This window comes from Flectobacillus sp. BAB-3569 (genome assembly GCF_002270355.1).
In the GTDB taxonomy this organism is placed as follows: Bacteria; Bacteroidota; Bacteroidia; order Cytophagales; family Spirosomataceae; genus Flectobacillus; species Flectobacillus roseus.
This window is the reverse complement of record NZ_NJFZ01000010.1, coordinates 192,959-212,941: the sequence shown is the minus strand read 5'-3', so window position 1 is coordinate 212,941 and position 19,983 is coordinate 192,959. Positions and strand designations below refer to the sequence as shown.

Genomic DNA, 19,983 nt, shown 5'->3' with positions numbered 1-19,983 from the left:
AAAAACACTTTGCCACTTGTGCCTCTGTGCCTTTGCCACTTCKAAAAAAAACACTTTGCCACTTTGTGCCTCTGTGCCTTTGCCACTTCAAAAAAAACACTTTGCCACTTTGTGCCTCTGTGCCTTTGCCACTTTAAAAAAACACTTTGCCACTTTGTGCCTTTGCCACTAGACGCTGTGCCTCTGTGCCTTTGCCACTCTCCCTCAAAACCCAAACACTGCCTTAACTGGAATAAAAGGCACCAATCGCTCTTCAAGAGGATTATTTGGAATTTGGAGTAAATCTGCTACTTCTTTTCCTAATAAATGACGCATAAAAGCACTTGGGATAGGCTTAAGTAATGGGTTGTCAATAAATCTTTCTAAAACCTTCAATAGTGCTTTGGTTAAGTTGATACCCTCTTCGGAGGTACGAAATTGACGTTTTACAATGGCTTTTGCTAAAACAAATGCTTCCCGAGGGTTTTGGGGTAAAAGCTCTATCTCCACACCCATCATGGCATTAATAACATTCCAAATATGTAGGTATGCCTCAGCTTCTTGATCGGTGAATAAAAGGTTATTTTTGCGCATCCCTACAATCACAATATAACTAAATGCCAGATTTGTGCCTGCCATATCTTCCTGATTTACAGGCAATCCCAAGGCCTTTGTATCCCAAGTTTGATGATATAAGGTAAAAAATCGAATGGATGCGTGCATCAATCGAACTTTCAAAATACGTAGCATCGCTATTGGAATGCCTGCTTCTGAGCTTTTCCATTGCTTGGGATTTAATACCCCAAAAACAAAATTTCCCGTTTCTTCTAATCTCTTCTGTGTATCTTTGCCTATTCGCTCCGACATCCATAAAACCTTCGCTCCATCTGCGCCTGCATAACAATAAGGCAATGATAAGCATCCGAGCATTAGTGCAATATCAGCCTGATGCTTTTGGGCAAAATCTAAACCTTTTTGAAATTGTTTTTCTTGGTAAAAAGAAGGAAAAACAGCATTATCCTGAAAATACTTTTGCACAAAATCTAACTGACTTTTCCAATCAAAATCTTCCTTGACTAACCATTGGAAAAAGGTTCTCAAGCCAGTCATCCCAACTTGTTCAAATACCGATTGAATACAAACATCTGCCAGTTGGTCGCCTCGTTGGCGGGCGTCGGCTAGTATTTGATTAGAAAAATATCTGGCAGGTTTGATGGCTTGTTTTTTCATGAAATTCTAATCTATTGGACTATTTTGAACCAAGCTATCATCGCTTTGGTTATCTCAATAATTTAACGGACTGTAATCCTTTTTTGTTTAAAGGTATTCATAAAAGGAAAGTTTGTAATTTTGTATCGCCTTCGGGCAATTGAATCTGAAGCATTTTTCATTTAATAAATTTTTATCACATGAACATTTTTGAGCGTCAGCGTGCACAACTTCGTGAAGTATTAGAAAACGAAATCGCTAGAGGTAAGGCTTTTTTGGAAGAAAATAAAAAAAGACCAGAGGTTATCGAAACCGCTAGTGGCTTACAATATGAAGTATTGGTAGAAGGTACTGGTCCAAAACCATCGGGCCCGACTGCCAAAGTTTTGACACATTATCACGGTACAACTATCGACGGTGTTGTTTTTGATAGTAGCGTTTTGCGCAATGACCCAATTTCTTTCGGATTGCACCAAGTAATTTCTGGTTGGACTGAAGGTTTGCAATTGATGCCTACAGGAAGTAAATACAAATTCTATTTGCCACATAACTTAGCTTATGGCGAACGTGGTGCAGGTCCAGATATCCCTGGTGGTGCAGTATTGATTTTTGAAGTTGAGTTGTTGAAAACCAACTAGCATTTTTTAAATTGTGAATGAGAGAGTTGTGAATGAGTGATTATTTTTAATTTAGTTTTCACCATTCACAATTCATCATTCAAAACTTCTTCCCTCCCTATCTTCCGCAAATGCGTTTGAAATCGCAGAAGGTACAAATATCTCTATCTTCTGTACGAGAAAATGGGATCTCAGGATTAAGCAGTTTTTCTAAAAATTTAGCCAAATATTGTTCTGACGAAATCATAAATTCCTCTATTGTCTCATCGTCGGAAAACTTAAAATCTTGTTCTAATAAACCTGCCTCTATATTTCGGAAAGAGTAAATTCCAGACACCACTTTATTTTCATCTGCCTTCAACCTTGTTCCTCTAATACTCAAGCCATATTGTGTCATCATCCTTTTCAGAATCATGTATTTGTACAGCCATAGTTGACGGAGTTTACCTTTCTCTGATTCCTCTAGTAAGACTTCCTCTATCAACTCAGTTTTGACTTTCAAATCTTCGGGTTTTACCAAACCTGTTTTGTAGTCAATCACTCGCACTGTTCGCCCATGAATTCTATCAATTCTGTCGATACGTCCAGCCAATTTAAAGGGAATGGTTTTGCCGTTTACTTCTACTTCTAGGCCAACTTTCAAGGTTTTCTCAGCATCTAATAATTCAATAGGAAAGGCTTCGTTGGCGATTTGAAATTTCAAGAACTTCTTGACCAAGGTTTCGCCTACTTGATACAAAATATAGTTTTCGCCCTCAGTCATTCGAAGTCCGGGATTGGTTTGTTCAAATGCTTTTTTCAAATAGGTATCTATATTTTTCAGAACAAACTCCAAATCTGATTGTTGGATAATACCATCCGTCTTTTCGATTAAATCATCTCCTTTTAAAAATGCTGTATCTATATTTTCAAAAGTTTTGTGGATCCAGTTACCAAATGAATCAGAAGCCAATTTTTCGGCGACTTCCTCCTCTGGTGCAATACCTGCCACTTTGTTGAAATAATACTGCATCGAACAATCCACAAACTGATTAATATGCGAAGGATAGATACCACGCTCGTTGATTTCCTGTTCAATCATCGCGAGCATATCGGGAGTTTTTTCAATTTTCAGTCCGCTTTCCTCCTCATCTTCCGTAATCTCAGTTTCGAAATTGACTTGATTTTGGGTTACATTCAAGTTTGGATTAAGGTGACGAAGTTCGTGTTCTATTTGCAAAATAAAGCGACTTTTTTCGGCTGCGCCATACGTATCTGATGGCAATACATGCACCAATACCACTTCTTTAGCTCTTTGTAAAAGTCTAAAAAAGTGATATGCCATAACAGCATCCGCGTGATTATGGGTTGGTAAATTAAACTGTGGGTCAGAAAGCGCCTCGTAGGGAATTAAGGTGTTTTGTCTTTTTCCTTGTGGTAAAACGCCTTCATTGACCGATAAAATAATCAAGCGTTCAAAATCTAAGGTACGTGTTTCGAGCATACCCATAATTTGCAAACGTTGGTCTGTTTCGGACTCGAATGGTATTTTGGTTTGTTTGATTAGCTCATACAAAAAGGTCTTGAAACTTTTGATAGAAACGGACTCTCCTCGTTCTGCCAAAATCATTTCCATACGTTGTAACAGCAAATAAAACTGATACAAATATTCATTTTCGACCGCATCCTGACGCTCACGATATACCTCACGTAACAAATCGATAAGGGCATAAAACTGTTCGACAGCTTTTTTAGGTTTTTGTTCCCAGTGATTAAAGACGATATTAAAAAGTCGGTCATCTTGTCCCATTTCCTTCAATTCTTTCGAGCTCAAGAAGACTTTATTATGAACGGTTATATCTCGAAGGGTCTGTCTGATAGGGTTTTGCAATTGCTCATTTTCGGTAAGCTCCTCTACCAAAGGATAATGCATAGCCTCGTATCTTCTCACAAAGGGGTGATTGAGAATACGAACTACTTGTCTGTACGAAAACTTAGGAATACGTTTGGTTTCTCCGTCTGCATTTTTGAACTCCACCAAATTGCGTTGCATCTCGAACATGGCGTCGATGAGGGTAAAAAGCATCGAATTTTTGAGCGAAAGCCCCATCGTAATATTCAGATTGGCAACATCTTTTCCCAGTGAGTTCATTACTGGAACCAGCAAGTTTTCGTCGCCCAATACAATGGCCGTTTGAGTTTGCCCTTCTATCTGTTGATTCCAATCGGCATAGATTTTCCCTGCGACTTTAGCCTGCATTGAGGCATTGGCAACGCCTATGATTTGGACATTTTTTTGACCTTTTAGCAACTCATTTGATACCCAATTCCACTCATTGTTGAACAAAGGCAATTGGTCGGGCATATTGTTACCTGTACGGTAATCTCGAAGCCAATTTCCTGCCCTTTGGTCCTTGTTTGTTAAATAGTAAGCGTCTGAATCCCATAGTGTTTCAGCAAAAAAATCATTTCCTTCTTTTCTTTTTAGTAAGGAACGAATGATTTTTTCTTCCGCATTAGAGAGCGCATTGAAACCCACAAAATAGTATTTTTTATGTTGCGGATTATCCAACAAATAAGTATCCACGTGTTCGGCTAATTCACGATATGCCATTCCACGATAGACTAAACCTTTTTCACGCAAGCGAGCTTGTAGAAGGTTGTATACCTCATGAATATTTTCAAAAAGTTTGAAATATCGGTCGGTACGTTCGGTGCTTTTAAGACGGTCACGTTGAGATTCGCCCAATTGCATTTGCCAGCGTTCCAAAGCTTTTGCCTCGGACATAAAACTAAAAAGCTTTTTGGGTTCGACCAGATATTGATCTATTTTATCGAAGTCATTCAGTAAAGTGGGAGCCCAAGTCATAAAGCGTTCAAAAACAACGAGCGGATCAATTGTTTTGAAAACGTCATATAGTTCAAAAAGCAAAGCAACGGGGTCTATTTGCTTAAGTCCCGTTACGTTCATCACAAAGTCGTCGATTGCCATCACATCAGGCGCCAAAAATGGAGCATCTGCCTGATTAGCAAGAGCTTGCTTGAAATACAAAACCCCACGTCGAGACGGAATAACGATACAAATATTACTGAGTTGATGAATACTGTGCTTTTGGAAAATATGAGAGGCAGCTTTTTCGAGAAAGGTTTCCATGTAATAGCCTTTAAGGTTTTTTAGGTGAAATCGGAGAGTTGTGAATGATGAGTTGTGAATTGTGAATGATGAATTTTGAATCAATACTGTACGAAGAATTAAGTTTTATGTTTAAAATAAAATTGTGGTAGCGGCAACGCTTGCGGTTGCCCAACTCAACATGGCAACCGCAAGCGTTGCCGCTACTGCAAAAATGTTCATGAAATGAACTCTTCCGAACAATATAAAATCCTTCGGACAATCCTAATTCATCATTCACAATTCATCATTCACAACTTAAAACTCCACTAATGAACTCTATCACCACGAAGTTCTAAATTCGTAATAATATTGGCTTCTATTTCGAGCCACTCATTCCAACGTTGTTTTACATATTCTGCTGGAAGATATTCCTTGGCGAGGTCTATAAAATTGACATAATGACCTGCCTCAGAAATCATTAACTCATGATAGAACTTTTTCAAAGATTCATCCTGAATTTCTTGAGACAATATTCTAAAACGCTCACAGCTACGGGCTTCGATGAGCGCATTGATAAAAAGTCGCTCTCCCAACTGTTGATCTTGAGTTCCTCCATGACGGATACTAGCATTCAATTGGATTACGTATTCATCTTTGCGTGGCTTACCAAGAGGCAGGCCTCTTTTATCGAGCTCCCGAATCACCATGCGAAAATGTGCCCATTCCTCCGAAACTACGGGCATTAATACTTCTCTTAGCTTTTCTCTTTCGGGATATTGAATAATCAGTGAAATACAGGAGGAGGCCGCTTTTTGCTCACAATAAGCATGGTCAACGAGAATTTCTGCGATATTTTTTTCAGCAATATTTACCCAACGCGGGTCAGTCGGAAGCTTAAGTCCAAGCATGGAAGTTTAAAATTAAGATTCTTTAGTAATAGACGCTATCTGTTAATTGTATATCGGCTATTAGATGTCAGGTAAGAATGAAAATCTAAAATCAACTATTTGACATTTGGCTTTCTGCAAAATACTTTTCAAAAATTCATATGTGCCTTTGCTTAATACCTACAGCTGATAGCCTGAAGCCTATAAAATTTAATTTGGGAATTCTATTGTTAAATTAATCAAACAACAACCATCTAACACCAAAGCCAAAAGTTCTACCTACACCTGCGTATCCTGGCGCGATGTAATAGCCCCTAGAGCCCAACAGTCGATGGTTAGCATGTGATAATTTGAAAAATACCCGCACACGATTGATACGCATATCCGCAAAAATATCTGCCTGGAAGTTGCTGTTCAAATACTGATTGTCTTGCAAATAAAATTGTTGAGTAGCTGGCATATAGGCATCGCCATAATAGCCCGACTTGTAATATAATTCCAAACCTGCTTGAATATAGAGCACTTTGGCATACAAAATATCGAGTGCCAAACGAGAATTTATCGTAACGGCTGGCATACGGATTAAATCAGAACTTTTGGTGTATGCCCAATAAATATTGTTGGTATTCGTAAATTTCCCAGACTGAAACCCTACGGTTCCTCCTGCTTTAAAAATCGCAATCGGACTACCCGTAGATTGCTGAATAAGAGCTTTTTGGTCAAAGTAAATATAATTATCTATGGTCTGAAAACTTGCAAAAGGACTAAATACGAAGTTTTTGATTTTCAAAGTACCATTAGCATAAAAACTTAATACCTGTAAGTTATTCAATTGGTTGGCTTGCTTAATGGTATCGTTTGGCCAACGATAAGAGCTATTGTACATATACTGTTGCGCCAAAGTAGGGACATTTCTAAAAAATGTTCCTCCAAAATTCAGCCATTTTCCTCTCAATTCTGCATTCAATCGATAGCCACTTCCTACATGGTATTCACCTTCGGCGAAGAATCTAGTACTATCTTTTAAATATTGATTGAGCCAAATACCCAAGAAGTTTTCACTGCGGCTCAATTTTTCGTTATTCAATAAATTGGTATAATTTAAGATTCTTTGTCGAAAATGGAGTCGATAGTTAAACCCTCTATAAAATCCTTTTATCCCTGATTTATGTTGAAAAGTCGTGGCACTAAACCCATTGTAAAGGGTGTCGGTTGTCGTAGGGCTTTTCAAATAGCTCATATTGTAAAACTTATTTGTCAAACTGGTAGAATATCCTTTGTCGACAAACTGAGTTTTTCTACTTTCAAAATCTAAGGTTTGAAAAATTTGAAATGCTTTATACCCTGCATATTCATGATATATATGTATGTTATTCCAAGTATCACGACTATTGGCAGCGGTCAAAATAGCATTGTTATCATCATACAATAGTAATGAATCATATGGAACTCCATTTCGAGCGACGCCACCTTCATCAATAATATTATGGTCAAATCGGTTTAGATAGCCCATAATACTGTATTTCTTGTTTTTACTTTGATAATTAGAATGAAGCATAAACTCCCAGTGTCCTATAGCATTGGGAATAGTACTAGTGGTAGTACCACCTACGAGAGGTTTGGTAGAAGTAATTCTATGTAAAGTCAGACCAACGTTCCAAAGCGAGTCAACATTTCGGTTAAAGTCAAAATTTAAAATATCTTGCCCCTGACCACCAGTCACGTAGTAAATATCCGAATAAGGTGAGCGAGTATTGTAATATTTTACATCCTTGGGTTCGATGGCATAAAAAGTGTATGCATCATAGCCAATCCTCGTTCCCAATTGGTCAGGTGCTTGGTAAAATAATGGACGTGAAGCTGATCCTAAAATACCTAAATCAACCTGCGTGTTGTTCCGTTGTAAAATAGGACTATAATTATGAAAGCCCTTCAGAAGGGTATCAATGGTATAGAGTTTTTTTCTATTATTAAAAACGTCTTCTTCTAGAAAATATCTACTTGAAGTTGGCCCATAGATTACTTTTGTGGAATCATCTAATCCGCCTTTTTGATTGGTCTTTTTTTGTTGGGTTTGGGCTGGTGGAAAGCCATTATTATTCCCTAAACCACCTGTAGAAAAGGTATTACTGGTGGTAGTTTGGGAAAAAATACTGCCTGAAATCAGCAGTGTAAATACGAGTATAAGATATTGCGATGTTTTCACCCTGCAAAATTAATCCATTATCCGAATCCTTCGGCATAATATCTGTGAGAATTAAGACACGTACATTTGACAATGATTCAAAATCAAGTCGTCAAATTGCTTTTTCTGATTGACTTCAAAGCCAATTTGAATAGGTAAATAATAGAAAAGATGCTGTTTATCAGGAAAATCAACCAATAATGGCTTTATTTTCACCATGTCTTTTTCTGTCATCAAAACGCCTTTTGCGCCTAATTCAGCCTTTTCTAAGATAAGCAAAATTTTTTCAACATCAGCTCTGGTATAAGAGTAATGGTCGGGAAAGGTTACGTTTTCGATGATTTCAAAGGTATCTCTAGCATATTTTTCAAACAGTTGAGGTTGGGCTATCCCTGATACCAAGACTACTTTTTGAGGTATTTGAAGCACCCAATCGTCTATGCAAGAAGTAACTTCACCATATTGTATTGTTGAAAAAAACACGGGACTTGTTGGGTTTAGATAGGGCTTCAATTTTTGGATAAAACCTTGTTGTTGGGCTTTACCAAAGTTGTCAGGACATTTGGATACTATCACAATATCTGCACGCTTGAGCCCACTTCGGTTTTCTCTTAATCTTCCTGCAGGAAAGGGAAAATCATGAAAAATGGGTCTTTGAGAATCAATTAAAACGATATTCAACGAGGGTTTAATAGCTCTATGTTGAAAGGCATCATCCAATACAATGACTTCGGGATGAACACCTGTTATGAGCTCAGATACGCCCAAAACTCTTTTTTCGGAAACTGCTACAGAAATCTGGTGTCCAAATTTTTGATAAAACTGCATAGGTTCATCGCCCAAACCTTCCGCAGTTGAATGCGGATTGGCTAGTAAATAGCCCTTGCTTTTACGACCATAACCTCTGCTCAAGGTTGCAAGTGAATAATGTGGTTGTAGCAACCGAATCAAATATTCTACATGAGGGCTTTTGCCTGTTCCGCCAACGGTGATATTACCGACATTGATGATTGGGAAATCAAATGATTTTGACGATTTTATTCCCCAATCAAAAAGTAGATTTCTGAAAGTTGTAATCCAACCGTATAATATCGAAAAAGGTCGCAATAGACCTACTAGTATAATATTCATAAGTTAATTGAACATCGATTTTTAAATAAATTCAATTATTTGACTGATTTTACAAGACAAAATTCTGAAAGAGTAACGACTTTTTACTAATTTCACCTCCCTTTTAAGAAAGTTTAACGAGTATAGGGCAAAACAATTTTAGACAATATTCTAAAAGTCAATTCATTACAAAGTAAAAAAATCGTAAATTGTTTTTTAATTTTTACTTTGTTGCCACGCCAAGTAGATTTTCTAAGGGCTTCTAAAAGAGCTTTATGATAATTGAAGAATTTATTATGTAACCTCTAAGGTCTTCACATTATCTGCCTTAGCGTAAAGGCTAATGCCCAGAGCAGGTAAAATAAATTTTATTTTGCCTACTAATTTAACAGTCATCAACCAAACGGAGCATCCTCCTATTTGCGTCCTTATTAATACATAAAAATGAGTCTCAAAGCGGTCTTTTCAAAACATACACTCAACTTCAAGTTTGAAGCAGGAACGTCGAGGGGTGTTCTAACAGAAAAAGATAGTTACTTTATTAAAATTTTTGATACCGAAAATCCTAGTGTCTTCGGTTTAGGAGAATGTGCGCCCTTGAAAGGATTAAGCATCGATGACCGTCCAGATTTTGAGCTTCAGTTATTGAGTATCTGCGAATATTTTAATACACTCGACCTCGAGGTTTTTTCTTGGAATCTAAGCATTATTTTAGATCAAGTTCTTGACAAATCCTTCCCTTCTATTGTTTTTGGTTTCGAAACGGCCATGTTGGATTTGCTCAATGGCGGAAAAAGGGTCATTTATGACAATGGTTTCCATCAAAACCAACGCAATTTGCCTATCAATGGGCTAATCTGGATGGGAGACAAAGAGTTTATGCTTCGTCAAATTGATGAAAAACTAGCGGCGGGTTATACAACCATCAAAATGAAAGTAGGTGCGATTGATTTTGAGAAAGAATGTGAGTTGTTAGGTTATATTCGCAAGCATTTTTCCAAAAATGAAATTACACTACGTGTAGATGCCAATGGTGCATTTGGTTTTGATACAGCCCTAGAAAAACTCAAGCGCTTATCGGAGTACGATCTTCATTCTATTGAGCAGCCGATCAAGCAAGGCAATGCCGAGATCATGGCTGAGCTATGCCAAACAACCCCTCTCCCTATCGCACTCGACGAGGAATTAATCGGTATGATGGAATATCCTGAGAAATATAAATTACTCAAAAAAATCATGCCTCAGTATATTATCCTAAAACCTTCATTGGTGGGAGGATTCCAACAATGTAGAGAATGGATAGAAAATGCCAACCGACTCAAAATTGGTTGGTGGATGACTTCAGCGCTTGAATCAAACGTTGGACTCAACGCTATTACCCAGTTTGCTGCCGAATTTGCCAACCCTCTTCCGCAAGGATTAGGTACTGGTCAACTTTATCATAACAATATTCCTTCGCCCTTAGTTATAGAAAAAGGATTCATGACTTATCAAGCCGATAAACCTTGGGATTTGTCTATTCTCAACTTTTTGGTGTAGACGATTCTGCGAAATTTTTCATTTTATGCTATTAGGTTAAAGGGCATTTGTTATTTTTGTGAAATTTCTTTTATCTCAAGTATATAAAAAAACTTGAAATAACCCCCCGAACCTAGTTTCGGAAAAAGTCAAAACACGAAACATTCCCAACAATGGATTTGCAAAAATTAGACGAAGCTTTACTAGCCCTATTCGAGAAAAGAGTAGAATTGAGCCAAATGGGCTACGACCACGCTAGCTATGATGACATTGAAGAAGAACTTCACGATTTGGAAGATGACTTCAACGACGAATATGGAGACTTTTTAGAAGGAATCTTGAAAGAAGTACACGATGAATATTGTCCAGAGTCTGACGTATTATTACCAACAGCTTACCTAGCGAAGAAATTCGTAGTAACTGCCGATGGTGCGATTGAAGTCGGAAGAGATGCAGGTGTTGAAGTAGAGTTTGTTGACGATCCAGCCGCAAATGCTCGTCTGATATTGTTACCTAGTCCTACTCGCATCGTATTTATCGTAGGAAAACAAAAGAAAATCGTTTGGAAAGCAGAATAGAATATTGGGTTACAATGATGAGAAGAATTAAAATTTATTTTTTAAACAAAGCAGATTCCCATTGCGTAACTTCAATTTAATCAGCACTTTAGTTGCTTCTATTTTCCTGACAACAGCATTTATGGTAGAGGATTTCAAGGCATTGCAGTTGAAATATGACCGAGTACAAACCGCTTATGACCAAAAATCAGAAGCGGTTTTTGCTTTATTGGTGTCTAAACATTTACAACCCAATCAACTAGAGTTGTATTTCAGAGCAATTAAGAACGAAAAAACATTAGAGATTTGGGGTAAAAACCGCACTGATGCATCATTTCAGCATATCATGAATTATGCTTTTGCGGGCTACTGCGGATCATTGGGTCCCAAAAGAAAAGAGGGAGATATGCAAATTCCCGAAGGGCTTTACCATATAAATCGTTTTAATCCTATGAGTAGTTTCTACCTCTCCTTAGGACTAAACTATCCGAATCAATCAGACCGAATTTTAGGAAATAAGTCAAAACCAGGCTCTGATATCTTCATACATGGCACCAATGTCACATCAGGTTGTATTCCTATTACCGACGACAAAATAAAAGAGGTATATATCTTGGCCATTGAAGCTAGAAATGCTGGTCAAGAAAAAATCCCAGTTGATATATTCCCAGCAAGACTAGATGAGAAATCTTTTGAGGAATTAAAAGCTTACAGTAAAAGTCCAGCATATATTGAATACTGGCGTCCTTGGCTCGGTAATAAAGTCATCAATAGCGATGCCATGCAACAATTTTGGGCACAACTCCAACCTCGCTATCAATATTTTGAATCTCACCGACAACTAAAATCATTTAAGGTAACTGGAAATGGGAAATATGTATATTAATGATTTGAAGATTTGAACTAATGGCTAATATTAATTAAAAAGGGCTGTTGATTTCTAAGAAATCAACAGCCTTTTTTAGTACTATCGAAAGTTAGTTATCATTTTTAACAGACTATCTTTCAAATTTTATAATTCAATTATAAAACATTTTCAAATCTTCAAATCATCAAATTTTCAAATCACCCTACACCCATTCCATTCCTTTTTTCAACAACGAAAGGGTACGTTCTTCTTCAGAACCCTCTTCGGCTTGGTAATTGTACACCCATTGAGCCATAGGTGGCATACTCATCAAAATAGACTCTGTACGACCGTTAGTTTCCAAACCAAACTTCGTTCCACGGTCATGCACCAAGTTGAACTCTACATAGCGACCACGACGAAGTGCCTGAAATTCCTTCTCACGCTCGGTATATGGAATATCTTTATTCTTGTTCATGTAATGGGTATAAATCGGTGCAAAAGCCTCTCCTATTGACTTTACAAACTCAAATAGCTGATTTTTATCTCTTGTTTCATCAACTTTTTGGTAATCAAAGAAAATACCGCCGATACCACGAGTCTCGTTTCGGTGAGCATTAAAGAAGTAGTCATCAGCCCAAGTCCTAAACTTAGGATAATACTCTGCATTGTGCTTATCACAAGCATCTTTTAATTGCTGATGAAACCACTGCGCATCTTCGTCGACAATATAATGCGGAGTCAGGTCAATACCACCACCAAACCAGAATACCCCGTTACTCATTTCGAAATAACGCACATTCATGTGAATAATTGGCACCATTGGACTTTGCGGGTGAATAACAATAGAAACGCCAGTAGCAAAAAAATCTACTTTTTCTTTCAGACCCATCGAAGCCAGCATTTTTTCATGTAGATCGCCCCAAACTGCCGAGAACATAACGCCACCTTTCTCGATAACATTCCCTTTTTGAATTACTCGACTACGACCTCCGCCACCAGCTTCACGAATCCATAAATCTTCATGAAATTTGGCAGCACCATCCGCTTGTTCCAAAGCAGCACAAATTTGGTCTTGTAAACCTTCGAAGTATAGTTTTATTTCCTCTTTAGTAACCATTTTATTGTTGTTTTTACAAAGGTAATAGGCACAGAGTATTTTTTAGCCAGAAACTAAAAATTACCCTGTGCCTATTTATACTTTGTTTCATAAACTTGCATCTCAACTTGTAATGTAAGTTTATTTAAGTGTTTTAGAATATAAAATCTTTGATTTTAGTTCGTCGAGTCAGGTTTTACTTCGACACCACCACCAGAACCTCCACCCAAAGAGTCTGTAGAAACGGTAGTACTATCATTGCTAGAACGACTTTCTCCCCACCAGTTTCCAGTACAGTTAAACTGTTTGGTAAATTTCTTCTGATCCAATTTTTCAAAAGGCACAGGATGATATTGTTTTAAATCAGGATCACCTTTCACTTTAAGCATAAATCTTCGATACAGCGGCATTGCAGTTTTGGAGCCTTCTCCGTACGCACCCGTTCGGAAGTGAATAGATCGGTCGTCACCACCAACCCAAACGCCCGTTACTAGGTTTGTAGTCATCCCCATAAACCAACCATCAGAGTGATTCGAGGTAGTACCCGTTTTACCTGCAAATGCTGGCGCATAGCGATTTTTTTCGGGTAACAACGTAGCCCCATCTCCCCACAACAAGCTACTACCAGTACCACCTTCATAGATTGTTCCTTGTAGCATATTGAGTAATAGCTGAGCTGATTCCTTTTTAATTACACGCTTGATTTGAGGATCAAACTGTTGGATTACATTACCGTTTTGATCTTGAATTTCGGAAACCAATAAAGGTTCAGCATGAATACCTTCATTTACGAAGGCTGAATATGCACCCACCATTTCATATAATGATACATCAAAAGAACCCAAACCAATAGAAGCTACTGGGCGCAATTGACTTTCGATACCCATTTGTTTGGCATAATACATAACAGTATCCGCTCCAACCTCATCTGTTAGTCTTGCAGTAATAGAGTTAATAGATTTTGCCAAAGCACGTTTGATTGGCATAGTCTGATAACTAAAATGTCCATCAGCGTTGTTTGGACGCCATAGCTTCATTTCTCCTTTCTCCTCTACTTCAATCTCAAATGGCTCATCTTTCATTGTATAACACGGAGAAAGATCTTTTGGACCATCAATAGCAGCAGTATATACAAAAGGTTTGAAAGTTGAACCGGGCTGACGCTTCCCTTGTTTGACGTGGTCGTATTTGAAATATTTGAAATCCAAACCTCCTACCCAAGCTTTGATATGTCCAGTGAATGGATCCATGGTCATCATCCCAGCTTGTAAGAATTTTTTATAATACTGAATCGAATCGTATGGTGTCATTTCTAGTTGCTCTTCGCCACCAGTATTACGAGAATATACCCACATTTTGCGTTTTACCTTCTTCATATAGTACCAAACAGAATCTTGATTGGTCGGAAAACGCTTTACTAAAGACTTATAATATTCTGTACGTTTGGCAACGGTATCTATAAACCCAGGGATTTCCGTTCCTTTTTCGTCCACCCATGGATTTTTACCAGACCAGTGCCCATCAAATGTTTTTTGAATATTACGCATCCCCTCCGATACAGCATCCTCAGCATAAGTTTGTAGTCGAGAGTCAATGGTAGTGATAATTTTCAAGCCATCACGATACAAGTCTAATTCAATTTCATTTTTTGCAGCCCATTCATTTAAGTATTTCGCAACGGCCACTTTAAAATAGTTACCAGTACCATCATAAGGTGACTCTTCATGCTCTTTCAACACAATTGGCAAAGTTGATAGTGAGTCATATTGAGCTTGTTTCAGGAAGCCATATTTTACCATTTGAGACAACACTACATTTCTTCTTTTCCAAGATTTATTTTCACCCAAAGGTTTATTTCTGTATTTGATTGGATTATAGGTAGTTGTAGCTTTTTGCATACCAACCAACACAGCTGCTTCTTGAACATTTAGACTATCGGGTGAAGTGTTGAAATAACGTTTGGCAGCCACTTTAATTCCGTAAGAATTACTACCAAAATCAACCGTATTCAAATACCACAAAATGATTTCATCCTTAGTATAATAACGCTCTAATTTGATGGCAGTAAGCCATTCTTTAGTTTTGATAATCAACGTTTTTACCCCTGGAATAACCCCAAGTAAACCTTTTTTGGCGATACCTTCTTTTTTACGAGTCTTAAAAAGGTTTTTGGCCAACTGCTGCGTGATTGTACTACCACCTCCACGTTCGCCACCTTTCAAAATACCAACAGCCACACCAAACATAGCACGGTAATCAATCCCCGAATGCTCATAAAAACGAGCATCTTCGGTGGCAATCAAAGCCTTTACTAAGTAAGGAGAAAGCTCTTTGTAGTTTTTAATAGGGGTTCTATTTTCTTGAAAAAATTTACCTAACAAAACACCATCAGCAGAATAAATCTCTGATGATTGGGAAAGTTTGGGATTTTGCAATTCACCTACTGAAGGCATTTCTCCTGTAAGCCATAAAAAGTTGTTTTCAATCGTGAAAATAAAGAAAACACCAGCAAAGACCGTCCAAGCAAAAGCCTTCCAAAGTTTACGAACCTGAAGATAATATTGAGCTTCTTTATCTACTCCGAGAGAGTCGAGCAGTTGATTTTTCTTTTCTTCGTATTGTTCTTGAGCAGAGTTAAATTGTTGATAGAAAGCAGCGAGTTTCTGTTTTCCGAGTACTTTCTCCAACAAAAGGTTTGGCAGGAACCAAATCAGTCGAAAAAGTTTAACTCCAAGATTTTTAAGGAATTGACCTATTTTATTTATCATATACTTTTCTGTCTGGGAAAAACGAATGACAAGTTACAATAAAAGTGGTAATACTTCCAAGTCCAAACGTGGCATTGAGGGTATAATTTAAGCTCCTTTTAAGCTCATTTAACAAGATTATATTCATTGAGCAAAAATCCTCTTTACAAACATCAGAAACAATCCTGAATAATTCTGCTAAGCACTGGAGCTGATACAGTCAATTTTGGTGCAGAATCGCTACAAATAGGATTAAGTTTTGGAAAAATCATGGGTTAAACCAGTGCTGAAAACATTTTTTTCGCTTTTTTTTCTGCCCTTATCTTCCTGAAAATCAAAGGTAGGAGAATTTTCTTCTTATTTTATTTTACTTTTTTTGCAAAACGAATTTGGAGGCAAAGTAAAAAAGTACTAATTTTGCATCATCAAAACACAGAGAGCTGGCAGAGTGGTCGATTGCGGCAGTCTTGAAAACTGTTGACTGTAACAGGTCCGGGGGTTCGAATCCCTCGCTCTCTACCAAGAAAAAGCCCACCGTCACGGTGGGCTTTTTTGTTTCTATCGCTTTGCCTTTTTTACAGAAGTATAAACTTTCGAATCTAAATCCTTACTATATAATAACATCACTTGGTTCATAGTTCGATTGCCATTAGATGTCCAAAAAGTAACACTTCTATCCGCCATATACTTTATAGTACTATCTGAATATGGCGTAACTACCCGAATAAACCTATCTCCATAATTTCGATACACTTTATCTCCTTGTGAATAACCCCAGAGTCCTTCCTTCGATATTTCTTTACGACTTCCATCTCGCATCACCAATGTGATATTTTTATGAAAGATGATCCCATTTTTGATTGTCTTCAACGACGCTAAAGTATCACCTTGTTGCGTTTTGAATTGCACACTGCTATAATATAAGACATACGGCTGAATCTCACGCTAACAGGCGCTAAATACAAGTCCTACGAGCACAATAGATAAGTAAGCAAGTATTTTCATTTGTTTCTATATTTAGGTTGACACGCTAATTTTTTGAAGGAAGCAATAGCGTTCGTCTTCTACACTAATTTATTGCATTTTAAATAAAATATAATTAAAACTTTAAATTATTACAATTTATACTCTTCATTTAAAGGAGATGCGTATTTTCCTTTCGAAAAAGCAAAAAACAGTTGCAAAATAATACCGAACGGTATATTTTTACTTCATAAAATTTAATAAGTATTTGCTTAGTCATGGGGAAAGCCGAACGAACCAAACAGTTTATCATAGAGAAAACCGCAACTCTTTTCAATACCAAAGGTATTGCGGCTACTTCTTTGCAGGATATGACGGAGGCTACTGGGCTGACTAAAGGAAGTATTTATGGCAACTTCAAAAATAAAGATGAAGTTGCGCTTGAAGTATTTCGCTATAATTTCAAAAAGGTTACCAACCTTGTTGCAGAAGAAATGGCAAGAGAATCAACCTTCAGAGGCAAGATTCTTTGTTACCCACGAATCTATACTTTATTTAATGACCCTAGGTTTCCTGTGGGCGGTTGTGTGATTCTTAATACCGCTATCGAGGTAGACGACACACTTCCATTTATGTGTGAAGAGGTTAGCAAAGCGATTAATTCTTGGAAAAATACCCTAATATTTTTAATCAATGAAGGTATAAAAGCAGGAGAATTTCGTTCAGAAAACAAAGCAGAAGATTTAGCGCTGCAAATTATAGCCATCATTGAAGGAGCTGTTATGCTTACCAAAGTCAGTGGTAAATTAGACTATATGCAAAGTCTGATGAAGACTGTTGAAAATTTAATAAACTCGTTATAATTTTTTTACACAAAAATATACCGAACGGTACATTTTTGTAAAGTATTCAAATGAAGCTTCAATATGAAGTAGATGTTGGATTAACCAATTCTTTATTTCAACTTTATCTTCAATCACCAGAACAGGCATTTACTGCCTTAAACTCAGCATTATGAAACGTGTAGTAATCACAGGACTCGGTGTTATTTCTCCTTTGGGAAATGATGTTGCTAGTTTTTGGGAAAATAGTCTCAAAGGTATTTCGGGCATTGGCCCCATTACCAAATTTGATGCAAGCAAATTTAAAACTCAGATAGCAGGTGAAGTTAAAAACTTTAATCCGCTCGATTATTTTGAGAAAAAAGAAATTCGTAAATACGATTTGTTTACTCAATATGCCGTGGCAGCGAGTGAACAGGCGATTCAACAATCGCAATTGCAATTTGCCACAATGACTGAAGCCCAAAGAGCCGAAATAGGTGTAATTTGGGCAACTGGTCAAGGTGGTATGCAAACATTTGAGGATCAATTACAAGAATTCTTTACAGGCGATGGCACGCCTAGATTCAATCCATATTTTGTTCCAAAAATGATTGTAGATATTGCGGCGGGCGTTATTTCTATCAGAAATGGTTTGTTAGGACCTAATTACTGTACTGTTTCTGCTTGCGCCTCCTCGAATACTGCCATAATCAATGCACTTGATAATATCAGACTGGGGCGTGCCAAAGTAATGATTGTTGGTGGCTCGGAAGCAGCTATTACGCCTGGGACTATTGGTGGCTTTGGGGCAGCACAAGCTTTATCAAAAAACAATGTAAGTTCAGCCTCACAACCATTTGATGTTAATCGTACAGGATTTGTAGCAGGTGAAGGCGCAGGCGCCTTAATCTTGGAAGATTATGAATATGCTGTGCAAAGAGGAGCAACTATCTTGGCGGAAATTGCTGGAGGTGGCATGGCCGCTGACGCCTATCACCTGACTGGTACATCGCCAGACGGCTTGGGCGCAAAATTGGGAATGCTCAATGCCTTAAAAGATGCAGGGTTAAACCCCGAAGATATTGACTATATCAATGCACACGCCACCTCAACAGGTGTAGGCGATTTGAGTGAAATAAAAGCGATTTCTGCCATTTTTGGCAACAGCAACACGGCCATTTCAGCTACAAAATCTATGACTGGACACTTATTGGGTGCTGCGGGAGCTATTGAAAGTATTTACTGCGTAATGGCTGTTCAGCATGATACTACCCCTCCTACGATGAATGTTACGGACTTAGACCCAGAGATTCCTCAACATCTTCAGATAGTTTTAGGAGAAAAATTAGAGAAGCCAATTCGATATGCTTTAAACAATTCATTTGGTTTTGGAGGACATACAGCCTCCTCTATTTTCAAAAAATTTGAGGCATAACAAGCATTACTAGCGAGTTTTTAAGTACTCGCTAGTGACTATTTCAAAAATATTTTCATTTTTTTCAAGATTTACCCCTCCTCGTAATATTCTGATTACGAAAATACTACTAAAACTTTAAGTGATTTCTTAGGAAATATTTCAATTGAAGTTTCAAAAAAAGTTTGCATCGTATTGTCCAAAAGACTAATTTTGCATCATCAAAACACAGAGAGCTGGCAGAGTGGTCGATTGCGGCAGTCTTGAAAACTGTTGACTGTAACAGGTCCGGGGGTTCGAATCCCTCGCTCTCTACCAAGAAAAAGCCCACCATTACGGTGGGCTTTTTTGTTTTTAAGTCCTAATCCATTATTCTAGGTTTGAATAGATAAAAACTTAGGGCTTTATTAGAATTTACCTCTACTATTTTATATTTTCAAATTTCCAAAAGAGAGTTGATTTCTATGCTCATCTCCTACATGGAAATATCTTCCAGTAAAATTTCAGCTTCGATTCTAGTGCGATTTCTATTTTATTATCTCTAAAAAAAATCAAGATGAAAAACCAAAATGTAAATTTTCCGATGCTACTTGTTGTCATCATTATTGGCACTGGTCTTTACAAGGATTTCGACTTTGCGACCTTAACCTTTAAAAGACCCTATCTCGACATTGTTTATGGTATTTCCTTGACAGCGGGATTATACTTTCTGTTTAAGGGCAAAAAGGAAAATGAATAATAAAGCGCTCCATTTCAATACATTTTTAAACCGACCTTTATGAATACTTTAAACCTTAAACCTTCAAATTCTCAACCGCTGGCATTTTATCTATAACAATGTCTACTCGGCTTTACGACAGATTTGTTTTGAAGCTAATTCTAATTTTCCTCTTCCATTATTAAAACCTGTGTAACCTATTACTCAGGAGAATT

Annotated in this window: 15 protein-coding genes and 2 tRNA genes; 9 read left to right on the top strand and 8 right to left on the bottom strand. The window is 37.5% G+C overall.

The features are described 5' to 3' along the window. Positions 1 to 204: 204 nt before the first annotated feature. Complete coding sequence (locus BWI92_RS12165; protein WP_095163526.1) at positions 205 to 1,209, bottom strand: oxygenase MpaB family protein; 1,005 nt, start codon at positions 1,207 to 1,209, stop codon at positions 205 to 207. A gap of 179 nt (positions 1,210 to 1,388) precedes the next feature. Here BWI92_RS12165 and BWI92_RS12160 point away from each other — a divergent pair, with 179 nt between their 5' ends. Next, complete coding sequence (locus BWI92_RS12160) at positions 1,389 to 1,826, top strand: FKBP-type peptidyl-prolyl cis-trans isomerase (RefSeq protein WP_095163525.1); 438 nt, start codon at positions 1,389 to 1,391, stop codon at positions 1,824 to 1,826. Positions 1,827 to 1,923: 97 nt separating this feature from the next. Here BWI92_RS12160 and BWI92_RS12155 read toward each other — a convergent pair whose 3' ends face one another. From BWI92_RS12155 to lpxK, 4 genes are all read right to left on the bottom strand, one after another. Next, entirely contained in the window at positions 1,924 to 4,938 is a 3,015-nt protein-coding gene (locus BWI92_RS12155) for a PD-(D/E)XK nuclease family protein (RefSeq protein WP_095163524.1), read from the bottom strand. 287 nt (positions 4,939 to 5,225) lie between these two features. Further along, positions 5,226 to 5,807, bottom strand: coding sequence for a tRNA-(ms[2]io[6]A)-hydroxylase (locus BWI92_RS12150; protein WP_095163523.1), 582 nt, complete (start codon positions 5,805 to 5,807; stop codon positions 5,226 to 5,228). Between the two features lie 214 nt (positions 5,808 to 6,021). Next, entirely contained in the window at positions 6,022 to 7,992 is a 1,971-nt protein-coding gene (locus tag BWI92_RS12145; protein WP_095163522.1) for a putative porin, read from the bottom strand. Between the two features lie 51 nt (positions 7,993 to 8,043). Further along, positions 8,044 to 9,102, bottom strand: coding sequence for a tetraacyldisaccharide 4'-kinase (lpxK, locus tag BWI92_RS12140; RefSeq protein WP_095163521.1), 1,059 nt, complete (start codon positions 9,100 to 9,102; stop codon positions 8,044 to 8,046). Between the two features lie 423 nt (positions 9,103 to 9,525). On the opposite strand from lpxK, the gene BWI92_RS12135 reads away from it, so the two are divergent. From BWI92_RS12135 to BWI92_RS12125, 3 genes are all read left to right on the top strand, one after another. Beyond that, the gene (locus BWI92_RS12135) at positions 9,526 to 10,620 is read left to right on the top strand and encodes an o-succinylbenzoate synthase (protein ID WP_095163520.1); all 1,095 of its coding nucleotides are present in this window, start codon (positions 9,526 to 9,528) and stop codon (positions 10,618 to 10,620) included. Positions 10,621 to 10,772: 152 nt separating this feature from the next. Then, on the top strand, positions 10,773 to 11,177 hold the full coding sequence (locus tag BWI92_RS12130; RefSeq protein ID WP_095163519.1) for a hypothetical protein: 405 nt from the start codon (positions 10,773 to 10,775) through the stop codon (positions 11,175 to 11,177). Positions 11,178 to 11,238: 61 nt separating this feature from the next. Further along, positions 11,239 to 12,042 carry a murein L,D-transpeptidase family protein gene (locus tag BWI92_RS12125; protein ID WP_229362992.1) on the top strand — a complete coding sequence of 268 codons (804 nt, stop codon included), beginning with the start codon at positions 11,239 to 11,241 and terminating at the stop codon, positions 12,040 to 12,042. Between the two features lie 184 nt (positions 12,043 to 12,226). Here BWI92_RS12125 and hemF read toward each other — a convergent pair whose 3' ends face one another. Together hemF and BWI92_RS12115 are read right to left on the bottom strand one after the other, a co-directional pair. Beyond that, complete coding sequence (gene hemF, locus BWI92_RS12120) at positions 12,227 to 13,123, bottom strand: oxygen-dependent coproporphyrinogen oxidase (RefSeq protein WP_095163518.1); 897 nt, start codon at positions 13,121 to 13,123, stop codon at positions 12,227 to 12,229. A gap of 155 nt (positions 13,124 to 13,278) precedes the next feature. Continuing rightward, positions 13,279 to 15,870 carry a penicillin-binding protein 1A gene (locus BWI92_RS12115; protein WP_095163517.1) on the bottom strand — a complete coding sequence of 864 codons (2,592 nt, stop codon included), beginning with the start codon at positions 15,868 to 15,870 and terminating at the stop codon, positions 13,279 to 13,281. 413 nt (positions 15,871 to 16,283) lie between these two features. Here BWI92_RS12115 and BWI92_RS12110 point away from each other — a divergent pair. Next, positions 16,284 to 16,371 (top strand) — tRNA-Ser (locus BWI92_RS12110). 36 nt (positions 16,372 to 16,407) lie between these two features. On the opposite strand, the gene BWI92_RS12105 is transcribed toward BWI92_RS12110, so the two are convergent. Next, positions 16,408 to 16,758, bottom strand: a complete 351-nt coding sequence (locus BWI92_RS12105) for a hypothetical protein (RefSeq protein ID WP_141234762.1) — start codon at positions 16,756 to 16,758, stop codon at positions 16,408 to 16,410. Positions 16,759 to 17,090: 332 nt separating this feature from the next. Between BWI92_RS12105 and BWI92_RS12100 the strand changes: the two genes are divergently transcribed. From BWI92_RS12100 to BWI92_RS12085, 4 genes are all read left to right on the top strand, one after another. Beyond that, on the top strand, positions 17,091 to 17,675 hold the full coding sequence (locus BWI92_RS12100; protein WP_095163515.1) for a TetR/AcrR family transcriptional regulator: 585 nt from the start codon (positions 17,091 to 17,093) through the stop codon (positions 17,673 to 17,675). Between the two features lie 151 nt (positions 17,676 to 17,826). Continuing rightward, positions 17,827 to 19,071, top strand: coding sequence for a beta-ketoacyl-ACP synthase II (gene fabF / locus BWI92_RS12095; RefSeq protein ID WP_095163514.1), 1,245 nt, complete (start codon positions 17,827 to 17,829; stop codon positions 19,069 to 19,071). 209 nt (positions 19,072 to 19,280) lie between these two features. After that, positions 19,281 to 19,368 (top strand) — tRNA-Ser (locus tag BWI92_RS12090). Positions 19,369 to 19,606: 238 nt separating this feature from the next. Next, the gene (locus tag BWI92_RS12085) at positions 19,607 to 19,789 is read left to right on the top strand and encodes a hypothetical protein (protein ID WP_095163513.1); all 183 of its coding nucleotides are present in this window, start codon (positions 19,607 to 19,609) and stop codon (positions 19,787 to 19,789) included. Positions 19,790 to 19,983: the final 194 nt, after the last annotated feature.

Coding starts and splice junctions, on each gene's coding strand:
- BWI92_RS12165 (WP_095163526.1), bottom strand. CDS start 1,209: ATGAAAAAACAAGCCATCAAACCTGCCAGATATTTTTCTAATCAAATA.
- BWI92_RS12160 (WP_095163525.1), top strand. CDS start 1,389: ATGAACATTTTTGAGCGTCAGCGTGCACAACTTCGTGAAGTATTAGAA.
- BWI92_RS12155 (WP_095163524.1), bottom strand. CDS start 4,938: ATGGAAACCTTTCTCGAAAAAGCTGCCTCTCATATTTTCCAAAAGCAC.
- BWI92_RS12150 (WP_095163523.1), bottom strand. CDS start 5,807: ATGCTTGGACTTAAGCTTCCGACTGACCCGCGTTGGGTAAATATTGCT.
- lpxK (WP_095163521.1), bottom strand. CDS start 9,102: ATGAATATTATACTAGTAGGTCTATTGCGACCTTTTTCGATATTATAC.
- BWI92_RS12135 (WP_095163520.1), top strand. CDS start 9,526: ATGAGTCTCAAAGCGGTCTTTTCAAAACATACACTCAACTTCAAGTTT.
- BWI92_RS12130 (WP_095163519.1), top strand. CDS start 10,773: ATGGATTTGCAAAAATTAGACGAAGCTTTACTAGCCCTATTCGAGAAA.
- hemF (WP_095163518.1), bottom strand. CDS start 13,123: ATGGTTACTAAAGAGGAAATAAAACTATACTTCGAAGGTTTACAAGAC.
- BWI92_RS12115 (WP_095163517.1), bottom strand. CDS start 15,870: ATGATAAATAAAATAGGTCAATTCCTTAAAAATCTTGGAGTTAAACTT.
- BWI92_RS12100 (WP_095163515.1), top strand. CDS start 17,091: ATGGGGAAAGCCGAACGAACCAAACAGTTTATCATAGAGAAAACCGCA.
- fabF (WP_095163514.1), top strand. CDS start 17,827: ATGAAACGTGTAGTAATCACAGGACTCGGTGTTATTTCTCCTTTGGGA.
- BWI92_RS12085 (WP_095163513.1), top strand. CDS start 19,607: ATGAAAAACCAAAATGTAAATTTTCCGATGCTACTTGTTGTCATCATT.